The organism is Alloalcanivorax marinus (assembly GCF_016785095.1).
Classification (GTDB): domain Bacteria; phylum Pseudomonadota; class Gammaproteobacteria; order Pseudomonadales; family Alcanivoracaceae; genus Alloalcanivorax; species Alloalcanivorax marinus_A.
In genome coordinates, this window is record NZ_JAEKJB010000004.1 from 1 (window position 1) to 23,128 (window position 23,128).

Sequence of the window (23,128 nt, forward strand, 5' to 3'; positions counted from 1 at the left end):
GGTCGCGTCATGCTTCTCTCCTCAAGGAGGCGGCTCAAGGCCGCGCTCCCAGAAAGTCACCAAAGCCCTGGAAGAAACCTTCAAAATCGTCCCAGGGAATCATATGGCCGGCATCCGGCACCGTTTCGATGCGCACGGATGGCAGCAGTTGTTTGATCTCTTCCTTGTCCTCTTCCTGGATCACGCCACCTTTGCCGGCGCACATCAGCAGGGTCGGCACCTGAACCTTCGGGAAATCCTGATGAATATCCACCTCGTGGAATTCCTCGAAGCTTTTCACGATTGCCGGCAGGTAGCAGGTGTGCAGCCACTCGGCACGCAGCAGCAGTTGCTCCTCGGTCCAGGTCGGGCAGTACTTGCGCATGGTTTCCAGGCCGGCACCTTCGGTGCAGTCGTTGATGGAATCCACGTACCAGGGCAGTTTGCTCGGGTACTCGCGGCGGCCCGGGCCGGACACCGGCGGGTCGATCAGCACCAGTTTGGCGACGCCCTTGGCGCCTCGGGTCACGGCGCGCAGCGCGAACCGCGCCCCCATGGAATGACCGGCCAGCACGTAATCTTCAATGCCCAGGGCCTCGGCGAAGGCAACCACGTCATCGGCGCAGGCGTCGGTGCCATAGTCGAGATCCGGGCCGGTGGACGACAGGCCGCGACCGCGCACGTCCAGAACATAGGTGTCGAAATTCCGCCCCAGGCGTTCAGCCACGAATTCCCAGGTGATCGCCGGGCTGGTGATGCCCGGGATCAGAATCAGCGGCTGGCCTTTGCCGCCGTAACGCAGGTAATGCTGGCGAATGCCGTTGGCGTTAACGTTGGCGCCGTAGAGTCGGGTGCTGCTCATGCTTGCTCCTCGACCTCCGTTTTGGGGTCTTTCAGGGGGACTTCGTAAACGTCGTGACCGAATACCCAGGCCGGGTCCTCGTTCTGACGCAACCAGGTATTGTCGTGGGACACCTGCTGCACGCGGGAAGCACGTTCGAAGCGGTTGGTACGGTACAGCTCGAAGGCGTCGGCGTAGTTCTCGGCGCCGGTGGTTTCCATGCAGCGAACCAGCATGGCGGCATCCTCGATGGCCATCACCGCGCCCTGGGCCATATGGGGTTTCATCGGGTGAGCGGCATCGCCAAGCAGAACCAGGCGGTTATCGTGCCACAGCGGCAGCGGGTTGCGTTCAAGCAACGGCCACTTGGTGACTTTATCGGTACAATCGATGAGAGCTTGAACTTCCGGGCCGTAGTTCTTGAAGGCGGCGCGCATTTCTTCGCGGGAACTGTCCACGAAGGAGGTGCCGTGATTCCAGTCGGGCTCCGGAACACCGGTCACGTAGTAGTATTCCTTCTGGTCGCCGGTGACGTAGTAAACCATCATGTGCCGGTCCTCGGACCACCACTTCACGCAGGCTTCGAAGTCCAGGTCGTAGGCCTTGAGTTTTTCCGCGGAGATGATCGCCCGGTGCGCCACCCAGCCGCTGTAGATCGGTGCTTCCTCACCCAGCAGATGCTCGCGGATCACGGAATTCACGCCGTCGGCGCCAATCACCAGGTCGGCGGTGGCTTCGCTGCCGTCGGCGAAGGTCATCACCACCTGATCGCCCTGATCATCCACTTTTTCCAGACGCTTGCCGAAGTGCAGGCGGTCCTGATCGAGCTGATCCACCATCAGAGCGTGCAGATCGCCACGGTGCACGGTGATGTAAGCGGCGCCGTATTCTTCCTTGGCGAAGTCGCCCAGGGGGATGCGTGACAGGTACTCACCGGTTTCGCCATCGCGGCTGAACCAGTGGCTGGGATGGGAACCCATGCGCTCCAGCTGGTCCTCGATGCCGATCCGACGCATCACTTTCATGGCGTTCGGACCCAGGTGGATACCCGCGCCCAGGCGGGAGAATTCCGGTGCCTGCTCGTAAACCTGGGTAGGGTAGCCGGCTTTCTGCAGCAGCGCGGCGGCGGCGGCGCCCCCCAGTCCGGCGCCAATCACGGCGATATTAGGCTTGGTGGTAGTCAAAATCAGACCCTCCTGACGATTCATGGTGTTGGACAACTAGAAACAACGTATACACCATTTATTTGGGGGTCAACCCTCTTTTTGCTCCCGGTCATTATTTCAGCATCTGTTCGTTGACAAGCAGGAAAAAGGCGTTAACGGCCGCTTGGACCCCGAGAAATAAAGGGTTTGGAGCGAGACCCTCAAGCAGGGCCCCTTTATGGTGCGTACACGCTGATTTTGAAATAAAACAGTGCATGCACCATAAACAGGAAAGGCGCGGCGCCCCGCACCGGTTCGGGGCGGGGTGGAATCAGGGGCGGGCCGGCGTTTTGCCCAGCGACAGCACGCTGGCGGTGAGTGCCGGCAGGAAGGTCACGGTCACCAGGGCGGTACCAAGCAGCCCGAACAGCACGATGGCGCCCACGCCACGGTAAAGCTCGGTGCCCTCGCCCGGGATAAGAACCAAGGGGGCCAGGCCGCACACCGTGGTGATGGTGGTCATGGCGATGGGTCTGAGGCGGCTGCTTACCGCTTCGCTCACCGCCTCCGCCACGGGCAGCCCCTGGCGCCGGTTGGTGAGCGCCTCATGGACAATCAGGATTGGATTGTTGACCACCGTGCCCATCAGGATCAGAAAGCCAAGCATGGAGATCATGTCGAACGGTTGATTGAACCCGGGCAGGCCCAGCGCCGGCAGCAGGGCTCCGGCGCCGTTAAGCAGGGTCAGGCCGAGAATACCGCTGGCGATGCCGACCGGAATGGTGGTCATGATCAGCAGCGGATAGCCCCAGTGGGTGAAGATCGCCACCAGCAGCAGGTAGATCAACAGCAGGGCCACCACATAGTTGCCGGTCAACGCCTCACGGGTGGCGTCCAATTGATCGCTGGCCCCGGAAATGTCGACGCTGATCTGCGGCGGGATGAGGCCCTCGGCGCGCAGCGCGCCGATTACGTCCTCGCGCACCAGACGCACACCGGTTTCCAGTGCCACCTCCCTGGGGGGAATGATGTTCAGTGTCACCGTGCGGCGACCATTGACCCGGCGCACGGTACTGGTATCCACGGTTTCCTCCAGGCGAGCCAGGGAAGACAGAGGCACGCTGGTGCCCTGGGGTGTTTGCACCGGCAGGCCGGGCAGGGCGGCCAGGCGTGGCGTCACGCCCCGGTTGCCGTAGGCGTAGATATCCACCTTGTCATCGCCGAGGAAGAACTCGTCCAGGTAGGCGCCGTCGGTAAGCGCCGCCACGGTGAAGCCCAGGTCCTGGGCACTGAGGCCCACTTCCGCGGCCCGTTCCCAGTCCGGCCGTACTTCCAGCAGCGGCTGGGCCAGGGACAAGCTGCCGGGCTGGGTCTGAATGCGCGGGTTGTCGAACACCTGCCCGGCGCGCCGGTAGGCGGCCCGGGCCACCTGGAACAGGGTCGCCAGGTCGCTGCCGGCGATGTCCAGGTTGACGCTGCGGGTGCCGCCGTCGTTGCTGGAGATGATCGACCCCCGGGCGGCGAAGGCGCGCATGCCCGGGTATTGCTCATAGAAAGCGGTAAGCGCGTCCATCAGGGGTTCCATGTGGCCCGGGTCCACCGGCTCGGCGATCACCCGCAGGCCCTGGGCGTCCACATACAGGTTCAGGTAGCGCACCGGTGGCGCCGGCAGTTCACCGGCTTCCCAGGCGGCCGGGTCGGCGTCCACCAACGGCAGGAAATGGGCCTGGACCTGATCGCCGATCCCGGTCATGGCCTCGAGATTGTAGCCCGGTGGCGCGTTCATGGAGGCGAAGGTCTTGGCTTCTTCCCCTTCGGGCAGGTACTCCGCCGGCGGTGTGAGCAGCACGATCACCAGGGTGCCACCGAGCAGGGTGGTGGCGATCACCACCGCGCGCCGCCCGGCGCTGGCGCTCAGCCAGCGGGACAGGCCGTGCAGACGGCCCAGCCAGCGGCTTTCCTGGCGCTGATGATCGAACACGGCAGCGAAATCCAGCCGCGCCGCCAGGGTCGGTATTACCGTCATCGCCACCAGCATCGACACCAGGATCGAGGCCGCCACGGCGATGGCGATATCGGAATAGAGCTGGCCCGCTTCCTGGGTGATGAATACCACCGGCAGGAATACCAGCACCGTGGTCAGGGTGGAGGCGAACACCGCGGGCCACACCTTGCGGATACCCTCCACGGAGGCCCGGAACCGGTCCAGCCCCCGGCGCCGCTCGATCTCGATGCTCTCCAGCACGACGATGGAATTGTCCAGAGTCATGCCGATGGCGAACGCCACCCCGGCCAGGGAGATCACGTTGATGGTGCGCCCGGCCAGCAACAGGCCGAGGAAAGCGGCGATGGTACAGATTGGAATGCCGATTACGCCCAGGGCGGTAACCCGCACCGAGCGCAGGAACAGGAACATCACCAGGGTGGCGAACAGCGCGCCGATCGCCAGGTTGATCCAGACATTGCGTACCGAGGCTTCCACATAACGCACGTCGTCGGAGATCAGGCCCATGCGCAGGCCCGCCGGTTCCAGCACCTCCTGTTCAATCAACGCCACCTGATCGAACATGGCGTACTTGATGTCGATGACGTTGGCGCCGCTCTCCCGACGCACCGCCAGGGTGATCACCGGGTCGCCATTGACCCGCGACAGGCCGCGCACCGGGAAGTGGTCCAGTTCCACCTCGGCCACATCGCGCAGGCGGATCACGCCGTCGCCACGGCGCGTGAGCACCAGATCAAGCAACGCCGGCACCTGGTCGAAGCGACCCACGGTGCGCAGCAGGTAACGGCGTTTGCCGCTGTCCACCTCGCCGCCGGACACATCCCTGTTGCGCTGGCGCAGGGCGTCGCGCACGTCCATCACCGTGAGCCCGCGCTCCGCCAGCCGTTGCGGGTCCAGCAGCACACGTACCTGGCGTTCGGCGCCGCCGCGCAACTCCACCTGGGAGACCCCCTCGACGCTTTCCATGCGGGTACGCACATTGTCGTCGATGAAGTCGCGCATCATGTCCAGGTCCAGGTCCTTGGGATTACCGGACTGGGGGGCCACCCAGAAGTACATGAAGGCATTGGCGGAGAAGGACGTGGACAGAATACGCGGCTGGTCCACGTTGTCCGGGTAGTCCGGCACCTGGCTGAGGGCGTTGTTGACGCGGATCAGCGTTTCGGTGATGTCCACGCCAAATGGAAATTCCAACTCGATTTCCGCCTCGCCACTGTAGGCGGTGGCGGTGAGTCGTCGCAGGTTCGGTACGTTGCGCAGATATTCTTCCTGCTCGATGAGGATTTCCTTTTCCACATCCTGAGGCGTGGCGCCGGGCCAGCGGGTCTGCACCGTGATGGTGCGCACCTCCAGGTCGGGAATCATCTGCACCGGGATACGCAGTGCCGCGAGAATACCCAGCAGGGTGATGATCAGCACCACCACGGTCATCAAGGTCCCGTTACGGACGATCTTCTCGAACACGGGCGGTTACTCCGGGGCCGGTCGGTCGGACGGACCCGATGGGTGAATCCGTAACTCACGACCGTCGCTGAGGCTCTCGTTGCCGCGTACCACTACCCGGTCGCCGGCGCTCAGGCCCTCCAGCACGGTGACCCGGTCGTCCAGGCCCGGCCCCACGCGCAGGCGCTGCTCGCGGGCCAGCAGCTTGCCATCCCGAGACTCGGCCACCCACACGGTGACGCGGCCGTCCGGATAGCGCACCAGGGCGTCCCGGGGTATCGCCAGGCTGGCGGTGTCGCCGCGCAGCACCAGGGTGGCGCGGGCCGACATGCCGGGCGTCATCGGCGGCGGCTCGGTGACCCGGGCGCGCAACAGAAAGGTGCGGGAATCCGGGTCGTTGACCGGCACGATGGCGGTGATGCGGGCATCGTGGGCCGGGCCGGCGTCTCCGCCCAGACGTACGGTCAGCACGTTGTCCTTATCGAGGCGGGGGAAGTACTCCTGAGGCACCGCGAAATCGGCGCGCAGCTCCTGCAGATTGACCAGCTCCAGCACGGCGGTGCCCGGCGTCACCCATTCGCCGACCTCGGTGAGCTTGCCGCTGATCACGCCGTCGAACGGCGCGGTGAGGGTATGGCGGCGCAGCAGGGCCTCCTGGCGGCGCTGCTCCACCCGCGCCGCGGCCAGGGCGGCCTCGGCGATTTCCAACTCCGATTCCAGGCCGCGCACCTCGGTGGCGGCGATGCTGCGCCTTGCCGCCAGGGTGCTCGCCTCGTTGAGCCGGCGGCGGGCATCGTCACGGGCCGCCCGGGCCTCCTCGGCGGCGGCCCGGGCGCTGTCACGGGCCAGCCGGTTGAGTTCCGCGTCCAGCTCCAGGAGCACGTCCCCCCGGGCCACGCTGTCGCCCGGTTCCACCTTCAGCCCGGTAACCTGGCCGGCCACGGCGGTGGACAGCAGCGCGCCACGACGGGCGGTGATGGTGCCGGTGAGTGGCAGGTGTTCCTCGCGATGCTCGGCGCGCACCTCGGCCAGGGTCACCGGCTCGGCGGCGGATGCGCCCCCGGTCCAGAGCAATACCACCAACGCCCACCACGGGCGGGTTCCGCTAACCATCCGCTACCCCTGTTAATGATTCCGGTTATCAGTTACGGAGTGGCATTAGGCCAAGTCGGTGGACCCGGATCAAGCAAGAGGGTTGCCGGGGTCAGGCGTGGGGGAGGTCACCAGGGCGATCCACATCGCGGAGCACGCCGGGGTCGCTCACCGGCAGCTCGATCAACGACTCACGATGGCGGGCGATCAGGTCCCGAGCGCCGTCGCCATCGGCCCGGGCAGCGAGCTCGGGCCAGAAGGCGCGGCCAAACAACACCGGGAAACCCGGCACGCCGTCCAGGAGCGGGCGCACGATGCGCGTGGCGCCGGCCCGGGCGAGCAGGGCCTGAACGGTGGCGTCGCTGACCCAGGGCATGTCGCCGAGCCACAGGGCCGCCACCGAGGCGGGATCATCGCTGGCGAGCAAGGCGGTGAAGGCATCGCCGATGCTGGCTCCCAGGCCCCGGTCGGCACGGGGCGCGCGCAGCACCCGTGCATCACCCAACCCCAGCTCGGCGGGGTCGTCGTCAATGCGGATCACCACGGCCACGCGGTCGAAGAAGGTCCGCGCCCGGTCCAGGGTGGTGGTGATCAAGGGGCGGCCATCGGCGAGTGGCACGCGCCGTTTATCGGCACCAAAGCGGCGTGCCCGACCGGCGGCGGCGACCACCGCCAGGGCTTGGCACGGATCGGCGCCGCTATCGGTCACACCGCTTCCCGGGCGCCGGCGGCCAGGGTGGCGCGCACCCGATCCGCGGTGAAGGGCGGACGCCGGAAACGCACCCCGGTGGCGTCGAACAGAGCATTGGCGATGGCCGGCGCGGCGGGCAGGGCGGTGGATTCGCCCACGCCCAGAGGCGGGGTCTCGGGCGGCTCCAGCAGCAGCAGATCGATGTCCGGCAACTCGGAGAACCGCAGCAGCGGGTAACCGCCCCATTCCCGGGCCGCCGGGCGACCGTCCTCGAACGGCACGCTCTCCTTCAGGGTGCGGCCCAGCATCTGGATGATGTTGCCGTGAACCTGATGGCGTACCCCGGCGGGGTTGATCATCAGGCCGGCGTCCTGGGACACCACCAGCCGTTGCACGCGGATCTCGCCGCTGTCCGGATGCACCTTGAGGAAGGCCACCCAGGCCGCCAACGCGGCGCCGAAACCCGGGAACTTGCTGTGCACATAGCGGGCATAGGCCAGCCCGCGGCCGTGCAGCCAGCCGTCCGCGTCCGGCGCCGGGGCGCGCCGTTGCCGGGGTTGCCAGCCGGCGCGCTCGGCGGCACCGCTCAGCACCGCCCGGGCCCGTTCATCGTCCAGGTAGCGGAGCCGGTAGGCCAACGGGTCCTCGCCGGCCCGTTCCGCCAGTTCGTCGATGTAGCTCTCATGGGCGAAGGTGTTGGGCAGCGCCGAAACGCCGCGCAGCCAGGCGGCGCGGATCAGCGTTGGTACGTCGTCGCAGGCGATGTGCCGGGCTGGATAGGCGTAGGGCGGCACGGCGGTGCGGTCGCCCATCTGGAAAGGTGTCTCCGAGGCGGCCGCCTTGCCGGTCAGGCGCAGCGCCAGGGTGGGTGCGTTGTCGGATGGGTAGCGGGTCAGGAAACGGTAGCTGGCGGGGGCGCCGTCGGCGGCCTGTTCACCTTCCACGTCCATGACTTGCGCGGCGCCCTTTGGCTCCCACAGGTGTTCCTCCTCGCGGGACAGCTGCACGCGCACCGGCCGGCCCACGGCACGGCTCAGCAGTGCCGCGTCGGCCCCCACGTCGTCGGCGCAGTTGCGGCCATAGCAGCCGGAGGCTTCCAGGCGCCGGATCTCGATAATACCTTCATCCAGCTCCAGCAGGCGGGCCAGATCGGCGCGCAGGCTGTGCGGATTCTGGGTGCCGGACCATACCGTCAGACCCTGCTCGCCATATTCGGCCACCGAGCAGGACGGGCCGATGGAACCATGCAACTGGTAGGGCCAGACATAGGTGCGTCGCAGGGTGGTGGCGCCGGCGGGCGGGTCGATGTCCTCATCGTCCAGCAGCGGGCGGCGCTGGGCGGGTAGCGCGCGCAGGGCGGCTTCCAGATCCTCGGCACCGTTCAGTGCCGGCAGCGCCGCCGGATCCGGCTCGCGCCAGCGCACCCGCAGCTGGCGGGCGGCCTGGATCGCCTGCTCCTCCCGCTCCGCGACCACGCCGATGAAGTCGCCCATCACCACCACCTCCACCAAGCCGGGCAGACCGGCCACGGAGTCCCGATCCACTTCGATCAGGCTGTTGCCCACGAATTCACCGCGATCCAGGCCGTGGTAGGGCGGGCGCACCACGCGCCCGTGCAGCATGCCGGGCACGCGCACATCGTGAACGAAGGTCAGTTCACCCCGGGCCTTGGCGGGGATATCCACCCGCGCCGCCGGCCGGCCCACCAGCCGGTAGTCGGCGCGTGGCTTCAGCGGTGCCTCGGCGGCCAGCTTGAGGGCCTCGCGGCGGCCCGCCAGCAGGCTGCCGTAATCGACCCGGCGAGCCGGATCTTCACGGTCGTGCACGGTGCCCTCGGCTATCACTAGCCGGTCCACCGGCACCTCCAGGCGCGCCGCCGCCAGGGTCCGCAGCCGTTCACGGGCCTGGGCCGCGGCGATACGTAGCGGCTGGGCGGTGATCTGAATGCTGGCACTGGCGATGGTGGGGCCCTGGTTGGGAACCTCGGAGGGGTGGCCGAGCACCATGGTCACGGCCTCGAACGGCACTTCCAACTCCTCGGCCACGATCTGGCCGAGCGCGGTGCGGATGCCGGTGCCCAGATCCACGTGGCCGTTGAAGCCCAGTACCCGGCCATCGGCCAGCACGGCGATGAACAGCTCCGGCTCCGTGGGCACGAAATCCGAGTGCGTGCCGGGTTGGCCCGGCGCCGGCTTGGGCGTCGGTTGCGGGTCGCGAAACACCACCAGCACATCGGGCTGGTGGAGCAGGGCGTCGCGGGTTGGCAGGGCGTTGGTTGGCATAGGCTTCAAATCATCACGCGGTGTACGGACGCGGGCAAGGGGCGTGGCTGGCGCGGACCCCGGGAATTTTCTGGAGAAAAAACGTATACACCATTTATCCGAGGGTCAAGGAAATGAAGGCAAAGAATTTCCTGCTATTCTGTACGGCCTTGTTGACATCACATTTGATTCTATTTAAAGCTATTTTACCGGCTTTGAGGGGCGGAATTCCGATTTGGAAACAATCCCCGCGCCTCTGCCCAACAAGGGTGCACACATTCTAAATCAGCACCAAAAAAGAGTGTGTGCCCCATAAAGTAACGAATAAATACCGTCGCGCACTTGAACGGTGCGACGTCGGAGAGAGCATACGCATGCCCGCTACAAACAGTGACCGGTCCCAGGACCGGGAACTCCGGCTTACCGTCAACGGTGAGGACCGGTGCCTCGACGTGGCGCCGTCCACGCCATTGTTGTATGTGCTGCGCAACGATCTGTCCCTGAACGGTCCCAAGTTCGGCTGCGGCTTGGGCGAGTGCGGCGCCTGCATGGTGCTGGTGGACGGTCGCGCGGCGCGTGCCTGCGTGCTGCCCGCCGGTGCCGTGGAAGGCCACAGCGTCACCACCCTGGAAGGCCTGGCCGACGGCGACCGGTTGGACCCGGTGCAACAGGCCTTTATTGATGAGCAGGGCGCGCAATGCGGGTACTGTCTGAACGGTATGATCATGAGCGTGCGGGCCTTGCTCAACGAGAACCCGGCACCCAGCCGTGAGGCCCTGGTTCGCGCCCTGGATCACAACCTGTGCCGCTGCGGCACTCACCAGGAAATTCTTGCCGCCGCCTGCCGCGCGGCGGGTCTGGACCAGGAGGGCGACGCATGAGCCGCCTGCCACGGTCACGTGACGGTGATCAGCCGCTGGCCTATGGGCGGGTGGTCCGGCCCCCCGTGTATCGCCTGGATGCCCGCGCCTTCGTTTGTTCGCAATTGCTGGACGTCAACCGGGACGGCCTGGACGATGACGTCACCGTGGTCACCGATGGCAATTTCGTTGGCGTGGTGGCGCCGACGCCGGAGGCCGCCCGCCGCGCCACCAACCGGTTGCGGCTGCGCTGGTCGACGCCCGCCGGAGACCAACGCGGCACCCCGCCGGCCCCGGCCTCCGACCGTTTGCAGCGTGGCTATGAGTGGCCCGGGCGGCTGGGTTGGGGCATCGAGCCGGACTGGGTGATCGCCGACTGCAACCCGCAAGGCGCGGTGCGCGTGGACGGTCCGGTGGCGGACACCGACCGGCTACGCCGGGAACTGGCCTGTTTGCTGGAAACCGATCCGACACGCATTCACCTGGACGGCCATGGCGAAGCCCGGGTCGGCCGCCAGGGCAGCGATGACGCCGCCGCCGATGCCGCGCTGCTGGCCCGCGCGGTGGGCCAGCCGGTGGCGGTGCGGCTGGAGCCGGAACCCTACGCGCTGGACGCCCGGGCCCTGGCCCGTGCCCGCCGCCTGCGGGTCAGCGGCGCCGCCGACGGCGGCGACTTCCAGGTCGATGACGACCTGGGTTACGTTTCCGTGCCGCCTTTGGCACTGTGGCTTACGGGCCGTCTCACCGACGGCCTGCTGCGTGATCCGGACGCGGCGGCGCTGCAATACACCTTTGTTCAGGAGTCATTCCTGGATGAGGTCGCCGCCGCCCTCGGCGAGGACCCGGTGGCCCTGCGCCTGCGCCACATCAAGGACCCCCGTGGCCGGCAACTGCTGCAATCGGTGGCCAGCCAGGCCGCCTGGGATCGACCCGCCGCCAACGATGGCCGCGCCGACCTGGTTCGCGGGCGCGGCGTGGCCTACAGCCACCGCCCCTCGGAATCCGGCGACGCCGGCTCCGGCACCCGTAGCGCCTGGATCGCCGACGTCGAGGTGAACACGGTGACCGGCGGCGTGCGCCTGTCGCGGCTGGTGGCCGGACAGGATGCCGGCGCCGACGGCCCCCTGGGTCCGTTGCTGGACAGCACACCGCTGCGCGCCGCCCTGGAACAAAAACTGCTGGGCATGCCGGACACAGCGCCGCCGGCGGACGAGTGGGGCGGTGACGATGACCGCCACCTGCCGGTAAAACCCGCCGCCATGCCACCGGCGCCGCGGCGTCCGGCGGGCCCGCTGGCGGAAACCGGCGAAGTGGACCTCAGCCCGGCGGTGGCGGTGGTGGCCAACGCGTTGTATGACGCCACCGGCGTGCGTTTCCGGTCGCCACCGTTTTCGCCGGCACGGGTACGCGCCTCCCTGCAGGCGCGCCGGGACCGGGGCAAACGCCGCTGGTGGTGGGCCGCGGGCCTGGCGCTCACCGGTTTGCTTGCCACCCTGTGGCCCTGGCGGGCGTCCCTGGCGCCGATCAGCCGGCCCGCCGCCAATCTGTATTCGGCGGAGACCATCGAGCGTGGCCGGCTGGTGGCCGAGGCCGGTGATTGCGCGGTGTGCCATACCGCGGAAGAGGGTCTCACCAACGTCGGCGGGCGGCCTTTTGAAACACCGTTCGGTACCCTCTACAGCACCAATTTGACGCCGGACCCGGATACCGGCATCGGCAACTGGTCCTACGCCGCTTTCGAGCGCGCCATGCGCGAGGGCATCTCCCGGGATGGCCGCCACCTTTATCCGGCGTTTCCCTACACCGACTTCGCGAAACTCAGCGACGCCGACATGCAGGCGCTGTATGCCTATCTGATGGCGCAACCGGCGGTGGCCGCGCCGGCGCCGGACAACGACCTGCGCTTCCCGTTCAACGTGCGCTCGATGATGGCGGGCTGGAACACTCTGTTCCACCGGGACCGGACCTTCCAGCCGGACCCGACGCGCTCGCCGCAGTGGAATCGCGGCGCCTATCTGTTCGAGGGGGCAGGGCACTGCGGAGCCTGCCACACACCGCGCAACCTGTTTGGTGCCGAGAAAACCGGCGAGGCGCGCCTGGCCGGCACCCTGGTGGATGGCTGGGAAGCGCCGGCGCTGACCGCCAACAGCCGCGCGCCGGTGGCCTGGACCGAGGAATCCCTGTTCCAGTATCTGCGTACCGGACGTTCGGACTTCCACGGCGTGGCCGGCGGGCCGATGGCGCCGGTGGTGGCGGGCCTGGCGGAGCTGCCGGAAACCGACGTGCGCGCCATCGCCCATTACGTAGCCACGCAAATGGACGCCCCGCGCAGCGCCACCGAGGCCCAGCAACAGCAGGCCCGGAAGCGGCTCGCCGCCAGCGCCGAACCGGTCGGCCTGGAAGCCGGCCAGCGCGTGTTCGACGGCGCCTGTGCCTCCTGCCACGCCGACGGTGCCGCTTCCAGCTTCACCGGCGCCCAGCAGTCGCTGGCGCTGAACACCAATTTGCACAGCGAGCGCCCGGATAACGTCATTCAATCCATTCTGGGTGGCGTACATATCCAGGGCGTCGCCGCCGCCGGCTCGATGCCGGCCTTTTCACACAGTTTGAGCAACCGCCAGGTCAGCGATCTGGTGCATTACTTGCGGGCGCGTTTCGCACCGGGAGAAACGCCCTGGAAAGACGTCGGAAGGACCGTCGCCGAGATACGCAGGGAGCACAACCAACAACCATAAAAGCGTACTTCGCTAATCAACCAAAGCATACGAGGTGGGAAATGCAACGAAGCAAGTGGATCTGGCTCATCTGGGCCGTGGTCGTGCTCTGTTACGTGGTGCCTTACACGGTACTCAGTGACGTGCACGCCTGGTACGGGAGCTTCCTGTTCTGGACCCTGGCCGGCGTCGCCGTGATCGTCGTCAACTTCATTATCACCAAGGATTTCGAGGGGCACTGAACATGACCGAATCGATGATCTGGTGGTCGGTGGCGATCTACCTGGTGGTCGCCATCGCCATCGCGGTACTGGCCCGGCAGGGCAAAATGGTCAACATGTCCGGGTACTTCCTGGGTGACCGTAAAATGGGCGGTTTCGTTTCCGCCATGAGCTACAGCGCCACCACCTACAGCGCCTTCATGATGGTGGGCCTGGCGGGCCTTACCTACAAAGGCGGGGTGGGTGCCCTGGGCTTTGAAATCGTCTATTTCGCCGGGGTGTCCCTGGTGGCCATCTTCGGTCCCAAATTCTGGGCCGTGGGCAAGAAATTCGGCTATGTGACCCCCAGTGAAATGCTGGGCCACCGCTACAACGACAAAAAAGTGTCCGTGGCCGTGGCGGTTTCAAGCTGTGTGTTCCTGATTCCCTACGCCGCCGTGCAACTGGCCGGCGTTGGCTACCTGCTGCAGGGCGCCACCGATGGTGCCATCCCGTTCACCACCGGCGTGGTCCTGGCCACCGCCGTGGCGATCTTCTTCTCCTACGTCGCGGGCATCCGCTCGGTGATGTGGACCGACTCCCTGCAAGCGATCATGATGATCATCGCCTCCACCCTGGTGGCCTGGCTGGTGATCCAGGGGCTTGGCGGCTTCCACGCACTGTTCGATACCCTCGCCGAGAAAAAACCGCAAAGCCTGGTGGTGCCCGGGCCGGGCCTGTTCAGCTTCGTCACCTTCCTGGGGCTGACCATTCCCTGGTTCTTCTTCAGCCTCTCCAACCCGCAGGTTAGCCAGCGCCTGTACATGCCGTCGTCTCTGCACGCCATGCGCCGCATGCTGCTTGGCTTCCTCGGCTTTGGCCTGGTTTACACCCTGGTCTCCGTGCTGTGGGGCTTCTCCGCCCTGGCCGCCTTCCCGGATCTGGCCAAGGCCGACCTGGCCACCGCCACGCTGCTGGGCTCTGAATTCGTGCCCCCGGTGCTGGGCGCCATCGTTCTGATCGGCATCATGGCCGCCGCCGTCTCCACCATCGACTCCATCATGCTGACGCTGTCTTCCATGCTGGCCCGGGACGTGTACGCCAACGTCAAACCCGGCAGCGACGACAGCAAGCAGCTGTGGGTGGGTAAGGTCGTGATCCCGATCATCGCGCTGCTGGCCCTGGGCTTCGCCGAGCTGCAGCTCGATCTCATCGCGGTGCTGTCCGTGGCCGCTTCCTCCGGCCTGGTGGCGGTGGTGCCGGCGATCATCGGTGCTTTCTACTGGAAGCGTGGTACCGGCGCGGGCGCGTTCGTCAGCGTGGTCGGTACCGGCGTGTTCGTGCTGATCATGTACGCCACCGGCAACAGCCTGTTCGGCCTGCCCGCCGGCATCTGGGGCATCATCGTCTCCACGGCCCTGTACATTGGCGTCAGCCTGGCGACCAGCGCGCCGACCCAGCGGGCCGACGAGTTCGTGGACGCCAGCAAGAAATACTGAAACACCAACCGAGCAACCCCTTGTGGCGCGCCGCCTGGCGCGCCTTTTTTTTGCCCGGCTTACCGGCGATTCGGGTAAAAAAGAGGGTGGCCAGGGGAGGGCGGGCACCAATCCTCCTGCAGCCGCGCCAGATTGAGTATAGGTCTCGACCCTGATCGCAAAAACGACGACCGTTTCTTGAAAATGCATCTTATTGCATTAAAAAGGACGGTTTCGTTTTTTCGGGGGAGAAATCAACATGAAGAAGTGGCCGTACTGCGCGGGGGAAGCCGCGGAGGTCGAGACCGACAACTCTCGGACCTTGGCCCATGGCATCCACAACGGCTGGGTGGTCGGCGCGATCAGCGCCTTGGTGTTGCTGGTCGGCGCCGTAGTCAGGCTGGCCATGGGCGACGGCATTGGGTTCGTGATCAATCTGCTCGCGGCGTTATCGTGCGCGAGCCTGGCGTATGGCGTGTACCGGCGAAGCCGCGTGGCGGCGGTCGCCTTATTGTTACTGTTCCTGGCGCTGTGGCTGGAATCGCTGATCCGGTTCGGAAACTTCGCGGGCGTGCTGGTGGAGGTGATCCGGCTGATGTTCGCGGTGATGCTGTACCAGGCCATGAAAGCGTGCTTCCTGTGGCATCGAGGCCGGCAACGGGCCGCCCCTGACTCAGAGAAGAAATCCGCCTGAGAAGAAATCCGCCTGAGTGCGTATAATGTATATTATGTTAAATACACGATATGGCGAATGCGTGGCGGAGATGTTCGGCGTGCCGGCCAACTACAAGGTGCTCAAACACTGGCAGCTTTGGCTGGCGGGCCCCGCCCTTTGAAAGAGACGCACTGAATCCGGAGTCAGGAGTGACACCATGAGTGAGCAGAATAACGATTCGGCGCAAGCGCCGTGGATGATCTATGGCGCCAATGGCTATACCGGCGAGTTGATTGCCCGGGAAGCGGCCCGCCGGGGTCACCGCCCGGTTCTGGCGGGACGCAGCGCCGGCAAGGTGGAGGCGCTGGCCGGGGAGCTGGGTTTGGAGGCACGAGTGTTCGGGCTGGATAACGTGGCGCGAGCCACCGGGGAGATCGAGGGCTGTTCACTGGTGCTGAACTGCGCCGGGCCGTTTTCCGCCACCGCGGAGCCGATGATGATGGCCTGTCTGGCGGCGCGCGCCCACTATCTGGACATCACCGGTGAGATCGCCGTGTTCGAGCTGGCCCAGTCGCTGAACGACAAGGCCCGTTCCGCCGGCGTGGTGCTCTGCCCTGGTGTCGGTTTCGACGTGATTCCCACGGATTGCGTGGCGGCATCGCTGAAAGCCGCCCTGCCCGACGCCACGCATCTGGCGCTGGGCTTCGATTCCCGCTCCGGCTTTTCGCCGGGTACCGCCAAGACTTCCGTGGAGGGGCTGGCCCAGGGCGGCAAGGTGCGCCGGGACGGCCACATCGTAACCGTTCCCCTCGCCTACCAGGTGCGCCGCATCGACTTCGGCGATGGTGAAAAGGAAGCGATGACCATTCCCTGGGGCGACGTGTCCACCGCCTACCACAGCACGGGCATCGCCAATATCGAGGTGTTCATCCCCGGCTCTCCGCGGATGATTTCGGGCGCCAAACGGGCCAACTACATCCGTCCGGTGCTGGGCTTCAAATGGGTGCAGCGATTGATCAAGGCGCGTATCGAGAAGACCGTGAAGGGCCCGGACGAGGAAAAACGGGCAAGCATGCCTACCTTCGTGTGGGGCGAGGCGCGCAATGCCCGAGGCGAAAAGAAAACCGCCCGCATCCGCACGGCCAACGGCTACAGCCTTACCATCACCGGTTCACTGGCGGTGATCGAACATCTGCTGGCGCAACCGCATGCCGGCGGTGCCTATACGCCCTCTAAACTGGTGGGCGCGGATCTCGTCAGTCGCTTGCCGGAGTCCGGGGAGCTGGTGATAGGCTAACCACCGCCGCCATGGCGTCGGTAAGCGCGGTGAGCTGGTCCGCTTCAATGCCGTAGGGGGGCATGATGTAAACCAGCTTGCCGAACGGTCGAATCCAGACGCCCCGCTCCACCAGCATTTTCTGGGTGGCGGCCACGTCCCGGGGTTGTTCCAGCTCGAGCACGCCGATCGCGCCAAGAGCGCGCACATCGGCGACGCCGGGGGCGTCGCGCAGCGGCTCAAGTTGCCGGCGCAACTGCGACTGGATGCCGGCCACCCGGTCGCGCCAGTCACTTTCGCGCAGCAGATCGATGCTGGCGTTGGCGACCGCGCAGGCCAGCGGGTTGCCCATGAAGGTAGGGCCGTGCATAAGCACGCCGGCTTCGCCGTCGCAGATACCAGCCGCCACCCGGTCACTGCACAATGTGGCCGCCAGGGTCATGTAGCCGCCGGTCAGCGCCTTGCCCAGGCACAGGATATCCGGACAAACGCCCGCGTGCTCCAGGGCGAACAGTTCCCCGGAACGGCCAAAGCCGGTGGCGATCTCATCAAAGATCAGCAGCACGCCATGTTCGTCGCACAGACGGCGGGCACCGCGCAGGTACTCCGGGTGATAAAAGCGCATGCCGCCGGCGCCCTGCACGATGGGCTCGAGGATCACCGCGGCCACCTCATCGGCGTGTTGTTCGAGCAGCGTGCGTAGGGAATCCAGATCACCATCATCCCAGTCATCGTGGTAGCCGATGCGCGGCGCGTCGGCGAACAGGTGCTGGGGCAGCACCTTGTTGAACAGGTGGTGCATGCCGTTGACCGGATCGCAGGTGGCCATGGCGCCGAAGGTATCCCCATGGTAGCCGTGGCGCAGGGCGATCAGACGATGTTTCTCCGCCCTGCCCTGGCTGAGCCAGTATTGCAGCGCCATCTTGATGGCCACTTCCACGGATACCGAGCCGCTGTCCGCGAGAAAGACCTTGCTGAGCGGCTCCGGGGTGAGCGCCACCAGCCGCTTGCCCAGTTCCACCGCCGGCTCATGGGTGAGGCCGCCGAACATGACGTGGGCCATCTTGTCGATCTGGTCCTTGGCGGCCCGGTTGAGGCGCGGGTGGTTGTAGCCGTGCACCGCCGCCCACCAGGACGACATGCCGTCGATCAGCCGCCGCCCGTCCTCCAGCTCCAGATGGACGCCCTGGGCGCGGGCCACCGGGTACACCGGCAACGGTTTGGAGGTGGAGGTGTAAGGGTGCCAGAGGTGATCACGGTCGAAGGCGAGATCGATGGAAGACATAACGGGTCCAGGGCTGGAAGAGTCGGGCAACCATGCCAACTCACGGGCCCGGACTCAAGCCCCGGGGTCTACAGCGGCGCCATCAGGCTGGCGCGGACCCCGTAGGAGTCGCCGGGATTCTTGGTGCCGGAAATGTCGAAATCAAAACGCTTGAACAGGGAAAAGCCCAGCCCCAGGCTGGCGCTGGAGTCCAGGTTGGCGATCAGATCGTGGCGGTAGCCGAGCCGCACGGTGGCGAAGCCAAGTTGGGCGAACGCCAGATTGGCGCCGGCGAAGCGGGCGTCGTCGGCCTCGTTGAAGGCCTCGCGGGCGTCGATATTGATGTTCAGCCTGGCGCTCGGCCAGGGCCACCACCAGGCCGGGTCCAGATAGGTGGCCAAGCTGGCCAGGGCGGTGGTGCGGTAGGGGCTGTAGACCAGGTCACCGTCCCGGCGCGGAAACAGTTTTTCCACCCGCAGGGCCATATCCAGGTCGCCGAAGGTTTTGCTGAGCCGGGTGTCGATATTGAAGCCCTGGCTCTCGGTAAGCGAGCCAGCCTCCTCCATCCGCGGGTTGAAATCCGCCATGGCGGGCAGGTCGTAGTGGTAGTTGAGGCTGCGTTGGGCCTTGAACACCGCATCCAGATGGTAGCCCCGGCTGGGCCCGAACACCCGGCCCAGGGTCAGCCCGGCTTCGGTGACGGAACTGCCCTGCCCTTGCATACGCTGCGCCCGGTCGCCGCCATCACGGGGAAACAGCGCGGAGAAGCGAGTCTGGCTGCGTGCCATCAGCGAGGACGAGACACACTGGGTGGGCAGCTCCACGCTGGTGCCAGCATCGGCGTTCACGCGCAGACTGTCGCGGTCCAGGTCCTCGATCAGCCCGGTGCGGGCACCGAGCACCGGCTCACTCACCGCGTCCAGCTCGCCGAAGAAGCGCTCGGCGTGGGCGGTGACGGTGAACATCAGCAGGGTCGTTAAGGCCAACAGACGCATGGGCGGGTTCGCTCCAGGGAAAGCTCGAACCGGAAAAACCGTACTATGCAATAGCGAGGCCAATTGTCAAAAGGCGCCAGCGTGAATTTTACGTTTGGCCCGGGGTGCGCGCCCGCCTCTCGCGGGCTTCGTCGCACAGAGTGGGAAAGTCCGTGCCCCGCTCCGCCAACCAGCGCCGCAGGTCGATCTGCTTGAGGCCGAAGGCCCGGGCGCAGCGAGACAAGCGCAACTCTTCGCTGCCCAGGTGCGCTTCCACCCAATGCTGCAGCCGCAGCAGGAATTGCTGATCGTCCAGGTTCTCCAGATCGTCTTCCAGCGGCGGAAGCAGGCGCGCCACCAGGCCCGGGTTGGCATTCAGCGAGCGCCGCTCCAGCAGCGAGCTGGCGAAACCCAGGCTGTCATGGGGGCGGCCGAAGGCCGGGTCCAGCCCCAGCAGGCGGCGATATTCCGGAGTACGCCCTGGGCAACCGTGGCGAAACGTCACCGCCGTGGGCTTGAAAGCGTCGTCGGTGAACAACGCGAACAACTTGGTCAGCAACACGGCCAGGCACTCGGCCTGCTGGCGCAGGGGGCCGAAGCCCGGGTAGTTGATGTCGTAGATCAGCCGGGAGGTCTCGCCCCGGCGCTCCAGAGCGGCCTGGAAACCGCCGGAAAGGAGCCTCTGAAAGCGCAGAAAATGCGCCAGTGCGTCCTCGAAACTGTCACTGGCGTACATGATCAGCAGAATGTCGTCCAGCAGTCGTGGCCGCACCGCCTCCGCGATATGCAGGCCGATACAGTCATCCCCGGAGCGCTCGGCGATGCCACTCCAGAACAGCGGTGCCTCCAGATGCGGGTCGCAATAGGCGGGGTGGCCACCGGGCAGCGTTTCGTAGGCAAGGCGGGCACCGTCGTGCCCGAGCCGCCCCAACCCTTCCATCACCAGACGGCGCATGGTGCGGTTGGGGGCCAGCGATGCCCTGCCGTCTGTCCGTGGCGAGGCGTCGTGGTGTTCCATTCGTCTTTCTCCCTGTTATCGGCGGAACGCTAGCGGTCGAGCGGGCCGGGGTCAACGGAAGATTGCCCGGCGGGCCTGGAGTGCGGTTTCATGGGGGTGCGGATCACCAGGAGGTGGCAATGAGGCGATGGCAGGAAGGCACCCGCCGGCTGGCCCTGATGACGCTGCTGCTCGGCGCCCTGGCCCCGGCGTTCGCCACGGCGGCGCCCACGGTGCGGGTGCTGGATCTGAAGGGCGCCATCGGGCCCGCGGTCAGCGACGGTTTCGTGCGCGCCCTGGCGCGCGCCAACGAGGACCGGGTGGCGCTGTTCGTGCTGCGCCTGGACACGCCGGGCGGCCTGGACGCCGCCATGCGCGACATGATCCACGCCCTGCTCGATTCCCGGGTGCCGGTGGCGGTCTACGTGGCGCCGTCCGGAAGCCGCGCGGCCAGCGCCGGCACCTACCTGCTCTACGCCGCCCATGTGGCGGCCATGGCGCCGGCCACCAATCTGGGCGCGGCCACCCCGGTGCAAATCGGCGGCGACTCGCCGCTCCCCGGCGGCGCCGACCCGCCGGACTCCGATCCCGAAACCTCCTCGGGCGCCCCGCCGGACAGCGGCTCGGCCCTGCGCCACAAACAGATCAACGACGCCGTGGCCTACATCCGCGCGCTGGCGGAGCTGCGCGGGCGCAACGCGGACTGGGCGGAACAGGCGGTGCGCCAGGCGCGAAGCCTGCCCGCCGGGGAGGCCCTGGAACGCAACGTCATCGATCTGATGGCCACCGACCTGGACGACCTGCTGGCCCGGTTGGACGGCCGCCAGGTCACCGTGGACGGCGACACCGTGACCCTGGAGCTGGCCGGCGCCACGGTGGAAACCGTGGAGCAGGACTGGCGCACCGCCTTCCTGGCGGTGATCACCGACCCCAGCATCGCCTACATCCTGATGCTGGTGGGCCTCTACGGCCTGGTACTGGAATTCTCCAGCCCCGGCGTCGGCGTGCCCGGCGTGCTGGGCGCCATCTGCCTGCTGCTGGCGCTATACGCGCTGCAGATGCTGCCGGTGAGCTACGTGGGCCTGGGGCTGATCGTGCTGGGCGTGGCGCTGATGGTGGCGGAGGCCCTGTCGCCCTCCTTCGGCGTGCTCGGCGCCGGCGGGCTGGCCGCCCTGCTGATCGGCTCGGTGATGCTGATGGACACGGACCTGCCCGCTTTCCAGATCGCGCTGCCGGTGATCGCCGCGGTGGGCGCCGGCGGCGCCTTGCTGCTGGGCGTGGCGGTGCGACTGGCGGTGAAGGCGCACCGCCACCCGGTGGTGAGCGGCGCCGACACCCTGATCGGCACCCGGGCCGTGGCCCTGGAGGATTTTCAGGAACAAGGCCAGGTGCGCGCCGCCGGTGAGGTGTGGCGCGCCCGCGCCGCCCGGCCGGTGCGCCGGGGCCAGGTACTGCTGGTGCGTGGCCGGGACGGACTTACCCTCGACGTGGAGGAGGACTCCCCATGATGTTCAGCTACTTCTGGATCGCGTTCGCGATCCTGGTGATCGGTTTCGTGTTCAGCATGTTCCGCATCCTGCGCGAGTACGAGCGCGGGGTGATTTTCATGCTCGGCCGCTACTACAAGGTGAAAGGGCCCGGGCTGATCCTGGTGGTCCCGGTGATCCAGCAGATGGTGAAGGTGGACCTGCGCGTGCGGGTACTGGACGTGCCCAGCCAGGACGTGATTTCCCGGGACAATGTGTCGGTGAAGGTGAACGCGGTGCTCTATTTCCGGGTGGTGGATTCCGAGCGCGCGGTGATCAACGTGGAGGACTTCTACGCCGCCACCAGCCAGCTCTCCCAGACCACCCTGCGGTCGGTGCTCGGCAAGCACGAGCTGGATGAGATGCTGGCCTCCCGGGACGAGCTGAACCAGGACATCCAGGCGATTCTCGACGAGCAGACCGACCCCTGGGGCATCAAGGTCACCAATGTGGAGATCAAGCACGTGGACCTGGACGAGGACATGGTGCGGGTGATCGCCCGGCAGGCGGAGGCGGAGCGCATCCGGCGCGCCAAGGTGATCCACGCCAACGGCGAGAAGGAGGCCTCCGAGGTGCTGCTGGATGCCGCCCGCACCCTGGCCTCCCAGCCCCAGGCGTTGCAGCTGCGTTACCTGCAGACGCTCACCGAGGTGGCCAACGAGCGCTCCAGCACCATCGTCTTCCCGTTGCCCATGGACATGATCGAAAGTTTTATGAACCGGGATAAATGATTCCCGTGGGGAATATCATAAAGTCGCCGTTTTCATTGGATTTCGGCGCCGCCGGCGTGGACCATGGGCGCCCCTCTGGACGGGAGTCTCCCCATGTCGCGCCGCTTCTGGCAGTCCGGCCTGGCGCTGGTGGCCGTCGCCACCTTCGCCATGGCCTTCAAGGGCATTTTCGCCCGCCTGGTCTACCAGCACGGCGTGTCCGTGGACGCCCTGCTGATCTGGCGCTTCCTGCTCGCCGTGCCGCTGTTCTGGCTGGGCGCCCTGTGGATCAACCGGGGGCGGCCCAAGGAGCGGCTCAGCCGCCGGCAGTGGGGGCTGTGCGCGGTCAGCGGGCTGTTGTTCTTCTTCTCCACCTGGTGCGACTTCAACGCCATCCATGAACTGGGCGCCAGCCTGTCGCGGATGCTGCTGTACCTGTTTCCGGCGCTGATCATGCTGATCGAGGCGGTGCGCTTGCGGCGCCTGCCCGCCCCGCTCCACCTGCTGGTGTTCGCCGGCGCCTGGACCGGCATCGCCCTGCTGCTGCTGCCGGGCTGGCAGATCGGGCGGGTGACCCTGGCCGGCACCCTGTACGGCCTGGGCGCGGCGGCCTGCTACGCCAGCTTCCTGACGCTCAGCCAGGGATTGATGAAACCGCTCGGCTCGGTGCGATTCAACCAGGTGTCCAACAGCTTCACCCTGGTGTTCATGACGGTGGGGCTGCTGCCGGGCATTCCGGCCTCGGAACTGGCGTTGAGCGCCCCGGCCCTGGGCTGGATGGTGGTGCTGGTGGTGCTGTCCACGGTGCTGCCCTTCTTCTTGCTGTTCGAGGGCTTCCACCGCGCCAACGCCTCGGAGGCGGCGGTGGTGGCCATGTTCGGGCCGGTGGTCACGGTCACCGCCGCCCTGGCCCTGTTCCCGGACGAGCACTTGGGGCCGGTCCAGTGGCTGGGTCTGGTGGTGGTGCTGGCCAGCATCGGCGCCCTCAAGTTGGTGAAGACGCCGGCGCGACGCTGA

At 66.7% G+C, this 23,128-nt stretch carries 18 protein-coding genes; 9 read left to right on the forward strand and 9 right to left on the reverse strand.

All coding sequences use genetic code 11. The annotated features are described in order from the left end of the window. Nucleotides 1-34 precede the first annotated feature (34 nt). The 6 genes from JF515_RS04695 to JF515_RS04720 form a co-directional block, all read right to left on the reverse strand. The gene (locus tag JF515_RS04695; RefSeq protein ID WP_203101501.1) at nucleotides 35-841 is read right to left on the reverse strand and encodes an alpha/beta fold hydrolase; all 807 of its coding nucleotides are present in this window, start codon (nucleotides 839-841) and stop codon (nucleotides 35-37) included. Continuing rightward, nucleotides 838-2,004, reverse strand: coding sequence for an FAD-dependent monooxygenase (locus JF515_RS04700; protein WP_238400863.1), 1,167 nt, complete (start codon nucleotides 2,002-2,004; stop codon nucleotides 838-840). Before JF515_RS04700 ends, JF515_RS04695 begins: the two co-directional genes overlap by 4 nt. Nucleotides 2,005-2,296: 292 nt before the next feature. Next, nucleotides 2,297-5,434 carry an efflux RND transporter permease subunit gene (locus JF515_RS04705; protein WP_203101503.1) on the reverse strand — a complete coding sequence of 1,046 codons (3,138 nt, stop codon included), beginning with the start codon at nucleotides 5,432-5,434 and terminating at the stop codon, nucleotides 2,297-2,299. 6 nt (nucleotides 5,435-5,440) lie between these two features. Next, complete coding sequence (locus JF515_RS04710) at nucleotides 5,441-6,526, reverse strand: efflux RND transporter periplasmic adaptor subunit (protein WP_203101504.1); 1,086 nt, start codon at nucleotides 6,524-6,526, stop codon at nucleotides 5,441-5,443. Between the two features lie 91 nt (nucleotides 6,527-6,617). After that, a complete protein-coding gene (locus tag JF515_RS04715; protein WP_203101506.1) occupies nucleotides 6,618-7,214 on the reverse strand; it encodes an NTP transferase domain-containing protein in 597 nt (198 codons plus the stop codon). Further along, a complete protein-coding gene (locus tag JF515_RS04720; protein WP_203101508.1) occupies nucleotides 7,211-9,478 on the reverse strand; it encodes a xanthine dehydrogenase family protein molybdopterin-binding subunit in 2,268 nt (755 codons plus the stop codon). The genes JF515_RS04715 and JF515_RS04720 overlap by 4 nt, the downstream gene beginning before the upstream one ends. A 353-nt stretch (nucleotides 9,479-9,831) precedes the next feature. Between JF515_RS04720 and JF515_RS04725 the strand changes: the two genes are divergently transcribed. The 6 genes from JF515_RS04725 (at nucleotide 9,832) to JF515_RS04750 (ending at nucleotide 16,661) form a co-directional block, all read left to right on the forward strand. Next, nucleotides 9,832-10,338 carry a (2Fe-2S)-binding protein gene (locus tag JF515_RS04725; protein ID WP_203101510.1) on the forward strand — a complete coding sequence of 169 codons (507 nt, stop codon included), beginning with the start codon at nucleotides 9,832-9,834 and terminating at the stop codon, nucleotides 10,336-10,338. Then, complete coding sequence (locus JF515_RS04730) at nucleotides 10,335-13,052, forward strand: c-type cytochrome (protein WP_203101512.1); 2,718 nt, start codon at nucleotides 10,335-10,337, stop codon at nucleotides 13,050-13,052. The genes JF515_RS04725 and JF515_RS04730 overlap by 4 nt, the downstream gene beginning before the upstream one ends. Nucleotides 13,053-13,093: 41 nt before the next feature. Next, nucleotides 13,094-13,273 (forward strand): hypothetical protein, encoded by a 180-nt coding sequence (locus tag JF515_RS04735; protein WP_203101514.1) that lies wholly within the window; start codon nucleotides 13,094-13,096, stop codon nucleotides 13,271-13,273. Between the two features lie 2 nt (nucleotides 13,274-13,275). Next, complete coding sequence (locus JF515_RS04740) at nucleotides 13,276-14,730, forward strand: sodium:solute symporter family protein (protein WP_203101516.1); 1,455 nt, start codon at nucleotides 13,276-13,278, stop codon at nucleotides 14,728-14,730. Between the two features lie 238 nt (nucleotides 14,731-14,968). Further along, nucleotides 14,969-15,403, forward strand: a complete 435-nt coding sequence (locus tag JF515_RS04745) for a hypothetical protein (RefSeq protein WP_203101518.1) — start codon at nucleotides 14,969-14,971, stop codon at nucleotides 15,401-15,403. Nucleotides 15,404-15,581: 178 nt separating this feature from the next. Then, the gene (locus tag JF515_RS04750) at nucleotides 15,582-16,661 is read left to right on the forward strand and encodes a saccharopine dehydrogenase family protein (RefSeq protein ID WP_203101520.1); all 1,080 of its coding nucleotides are present in this window, start codon (nucleotides 15,582-15,584) and stop codon (nucleotides 16,659-16,661) included. On the opposite strand, the gene bioA is transcribed toward JF515_RS04750, so the two are convergent. From bioA to JF515_RS04765, 3 genes are all read right to left on the reverse strand, one after another. Then, a complete protein-coding gene (gene bioA / locus JF515_RS04755) occupies nucleotides 16,621-17,925 on the reverse strand; it encodes an adenosylmethionine--8-amino-7-oxononanoate transaminase (RefSeq protein ID WP_203101523.1) in 1,305 nt (434 codons plus the stop codon). The genes JF515_RS04750 and bioA overlap by 41 nt on opposite strands. Before the next feature lie 68 nt (nucleotides 17,926-17,993). Further along, a complete protein-coding gene (locus JF515_RS04760) occupies nucleotides 17,994-18,899 on the reverse strand; it encodes a hypothetical protein (RefSeq protein ID WP_203101525.1) in 906 nt (301 codons plus the stop codon). 88 nt (nucleotides 18,900-18,987) lie between these two features. Next, nucleotides 18,988-19,896 (reverse strand): AraC family transcriptional regulator ligand-binding domain-containing protein, encoded by a 909-nt coding sequence (locus tag JF515_RS04765; protein ID WP_203101527.1) that lies wholly within the window; start codon nucleotides 19,894-19,896, stop codon nucleotides 18,988-18,990. A 119-nt stretch (nucleotides 19,897-20,015) separates the two neighbouring features. Between JF515_RS04765 and JF515_RS04770 the strand changes: the two genes are divergently transcribed. The 3 genes from JF515_RS04770 (at nucleotide 20,016) to JF515_RS04780 (ending at nucleotide 23,128) form a co-directional block, all read left to right on the forward strand. Next, nucleotides 20,016-21,383: an NfeD family protein gene (locus JF515_RS04770; RefSeq protein ID WP_203101529.1), complete on the forward strand. Its 1,368-nt coding sequence runs from the start codon at nucleotides 20,016-20,018 to the stop codon at nucleotides 21,381-21,383. Further along, complete coding sequence (locus JF515_RS04775) at nucleotides 21,380-22,132, forward strand: slipin family protein (RefSeq protein WP_202553075.1); 753 nt, start codon at nucleotides 21,380-21,382, stop codon at nucleotides 22,130-22,132. The genes JF515_RS04770 and JF515_RS04775 overlap by 4 nt, the downstream gene beginning before the upstream one ends. Nucleotides 22,133-22,225: 93 nt before the next feature. Continuing rightward, on the forward strand, nucleotides 22,226-23,128 hold the full coding sequence (locus JF515_RS04780; RefSeq protein WP_203101530.1) for a DMT family transporter: 903 nt from the start codon (nucleotides 22,226-22,228) through the stop codon (nucleotides 23,126-23,128).

What these genes read in the sequence shown, in the direction of transcription:
- JF515_RS04695 (WP_203101501.1), bottom strand. Translation starts at nt 841, where the DNA reads ATGAGCAGCACCCGACTCTACGGCGCCAACGTTAACGCCAACGGCATT.
- JF515_RS04710 (WP_203101504.1), bottom strand. Translation starts at nt 6,526, where the DNA reads ATGGTTAGCGGAACCCGCCCGTGGTGGGCGTTGGTGGTATTGCTCTGG.
- JF515_RS04720 (WP_203101508.1), bottom strand. Translation starts at nt 9,478, where the DNA reads ATGCCAACCAACGCCCTGCCAACCCGCGACGCCCTGCTCCACCAGCCC.
- JF515_RS04725 (WP_203101510.1), top strand. Translation starts at nt 9,832, where the DNA reads ATGCCCGCTACAAACAGTGACCGGTCCCAGGACCGGGAACTCCGGCTT.
- JF515_RS04730 (WP_203101512.1), top strand. Translation starts at nt 10,335, where the DNA reads ATGAGCCGCCTGCCACGGTCACGTGACGGTGATCAGCCGCTGGCCTAT.
- JF515_RS04735 (WP_203101514.1), top strand. Translation starts at nt 13,094, where the DNA reads ATGCAACGAAGCAAGTGGATCTGGCTCATCTGGGCCGTGGTCGTGCTC.
- JF515_RS04740 (WP_203101516.1), top strand. Translation starts at nt 13,276, where the DNA reads ATGACCGAATCGATGATCTGGTGGTCGGTGGCGATCTACCTGGTGGTC.
- JF515_RS04745 (WP_203101518.1), top strand. Translation starts at nt 14,969, where the DNA reads ATGAAGAAGTGGCCGTACTGCGCGGGGGAAGCCGCGGAGGTCGAGACC.
- JF515_RS04750 (WP_203101520.1), top strand. Translation starts at nt 15,582, where the DNA reads ATGAGTGAGCAGAATAACGATTCGGCGCAAGCGCCGTGGATGATCTAT.
- bioA (WP_203101523.1), bottom strand. Translation starts at nt 17,925, where the DNA reads ATGTCTTCCATCGATCTCGCCTTCGACCGTGATCACCTCTGGCACCCT.
- JF515_RS04760 (WP_203101525.1), bottom strand. Translation starts at nt 18,899, where the DNA reads ATGCGTCTGTTGGCCTTAACGACCCTGCTGATGTTCACCGTCACCGCC.
- JF515_RS04765 (WP_203101527.1), bottom strand. Translation starts at nt 19,896, where the DNA reads ATGGAACACCACGACGCCTCGCCACGGACAGACGGCAGGGCATCGCTG.
- JF515_RS04770 (WP_203101529.1), top strand. Translation starts at nt 20,016, where the DNA reads ATGAGGCGATGGCAGGAAGGCACCCGCCGGCTGGCCCTGATGACGCTG.
- JF515_RS04775 (WP_202553075.1), top strand. Translation starts at nt 21,380, where the DNA reads ATGATGTTCAGCTACTTCTGGATCGCGTTCGCGATCCTGGTGATCGGT.
- JF515_RS04780 (WP_203101530.1), top strand. Translation starts at nt 22,226, where the DNA reads ATGTCGCGCCGCTTCTGGCAGTCCGGCCTGGCGCTGGTGGCCGTCGCC.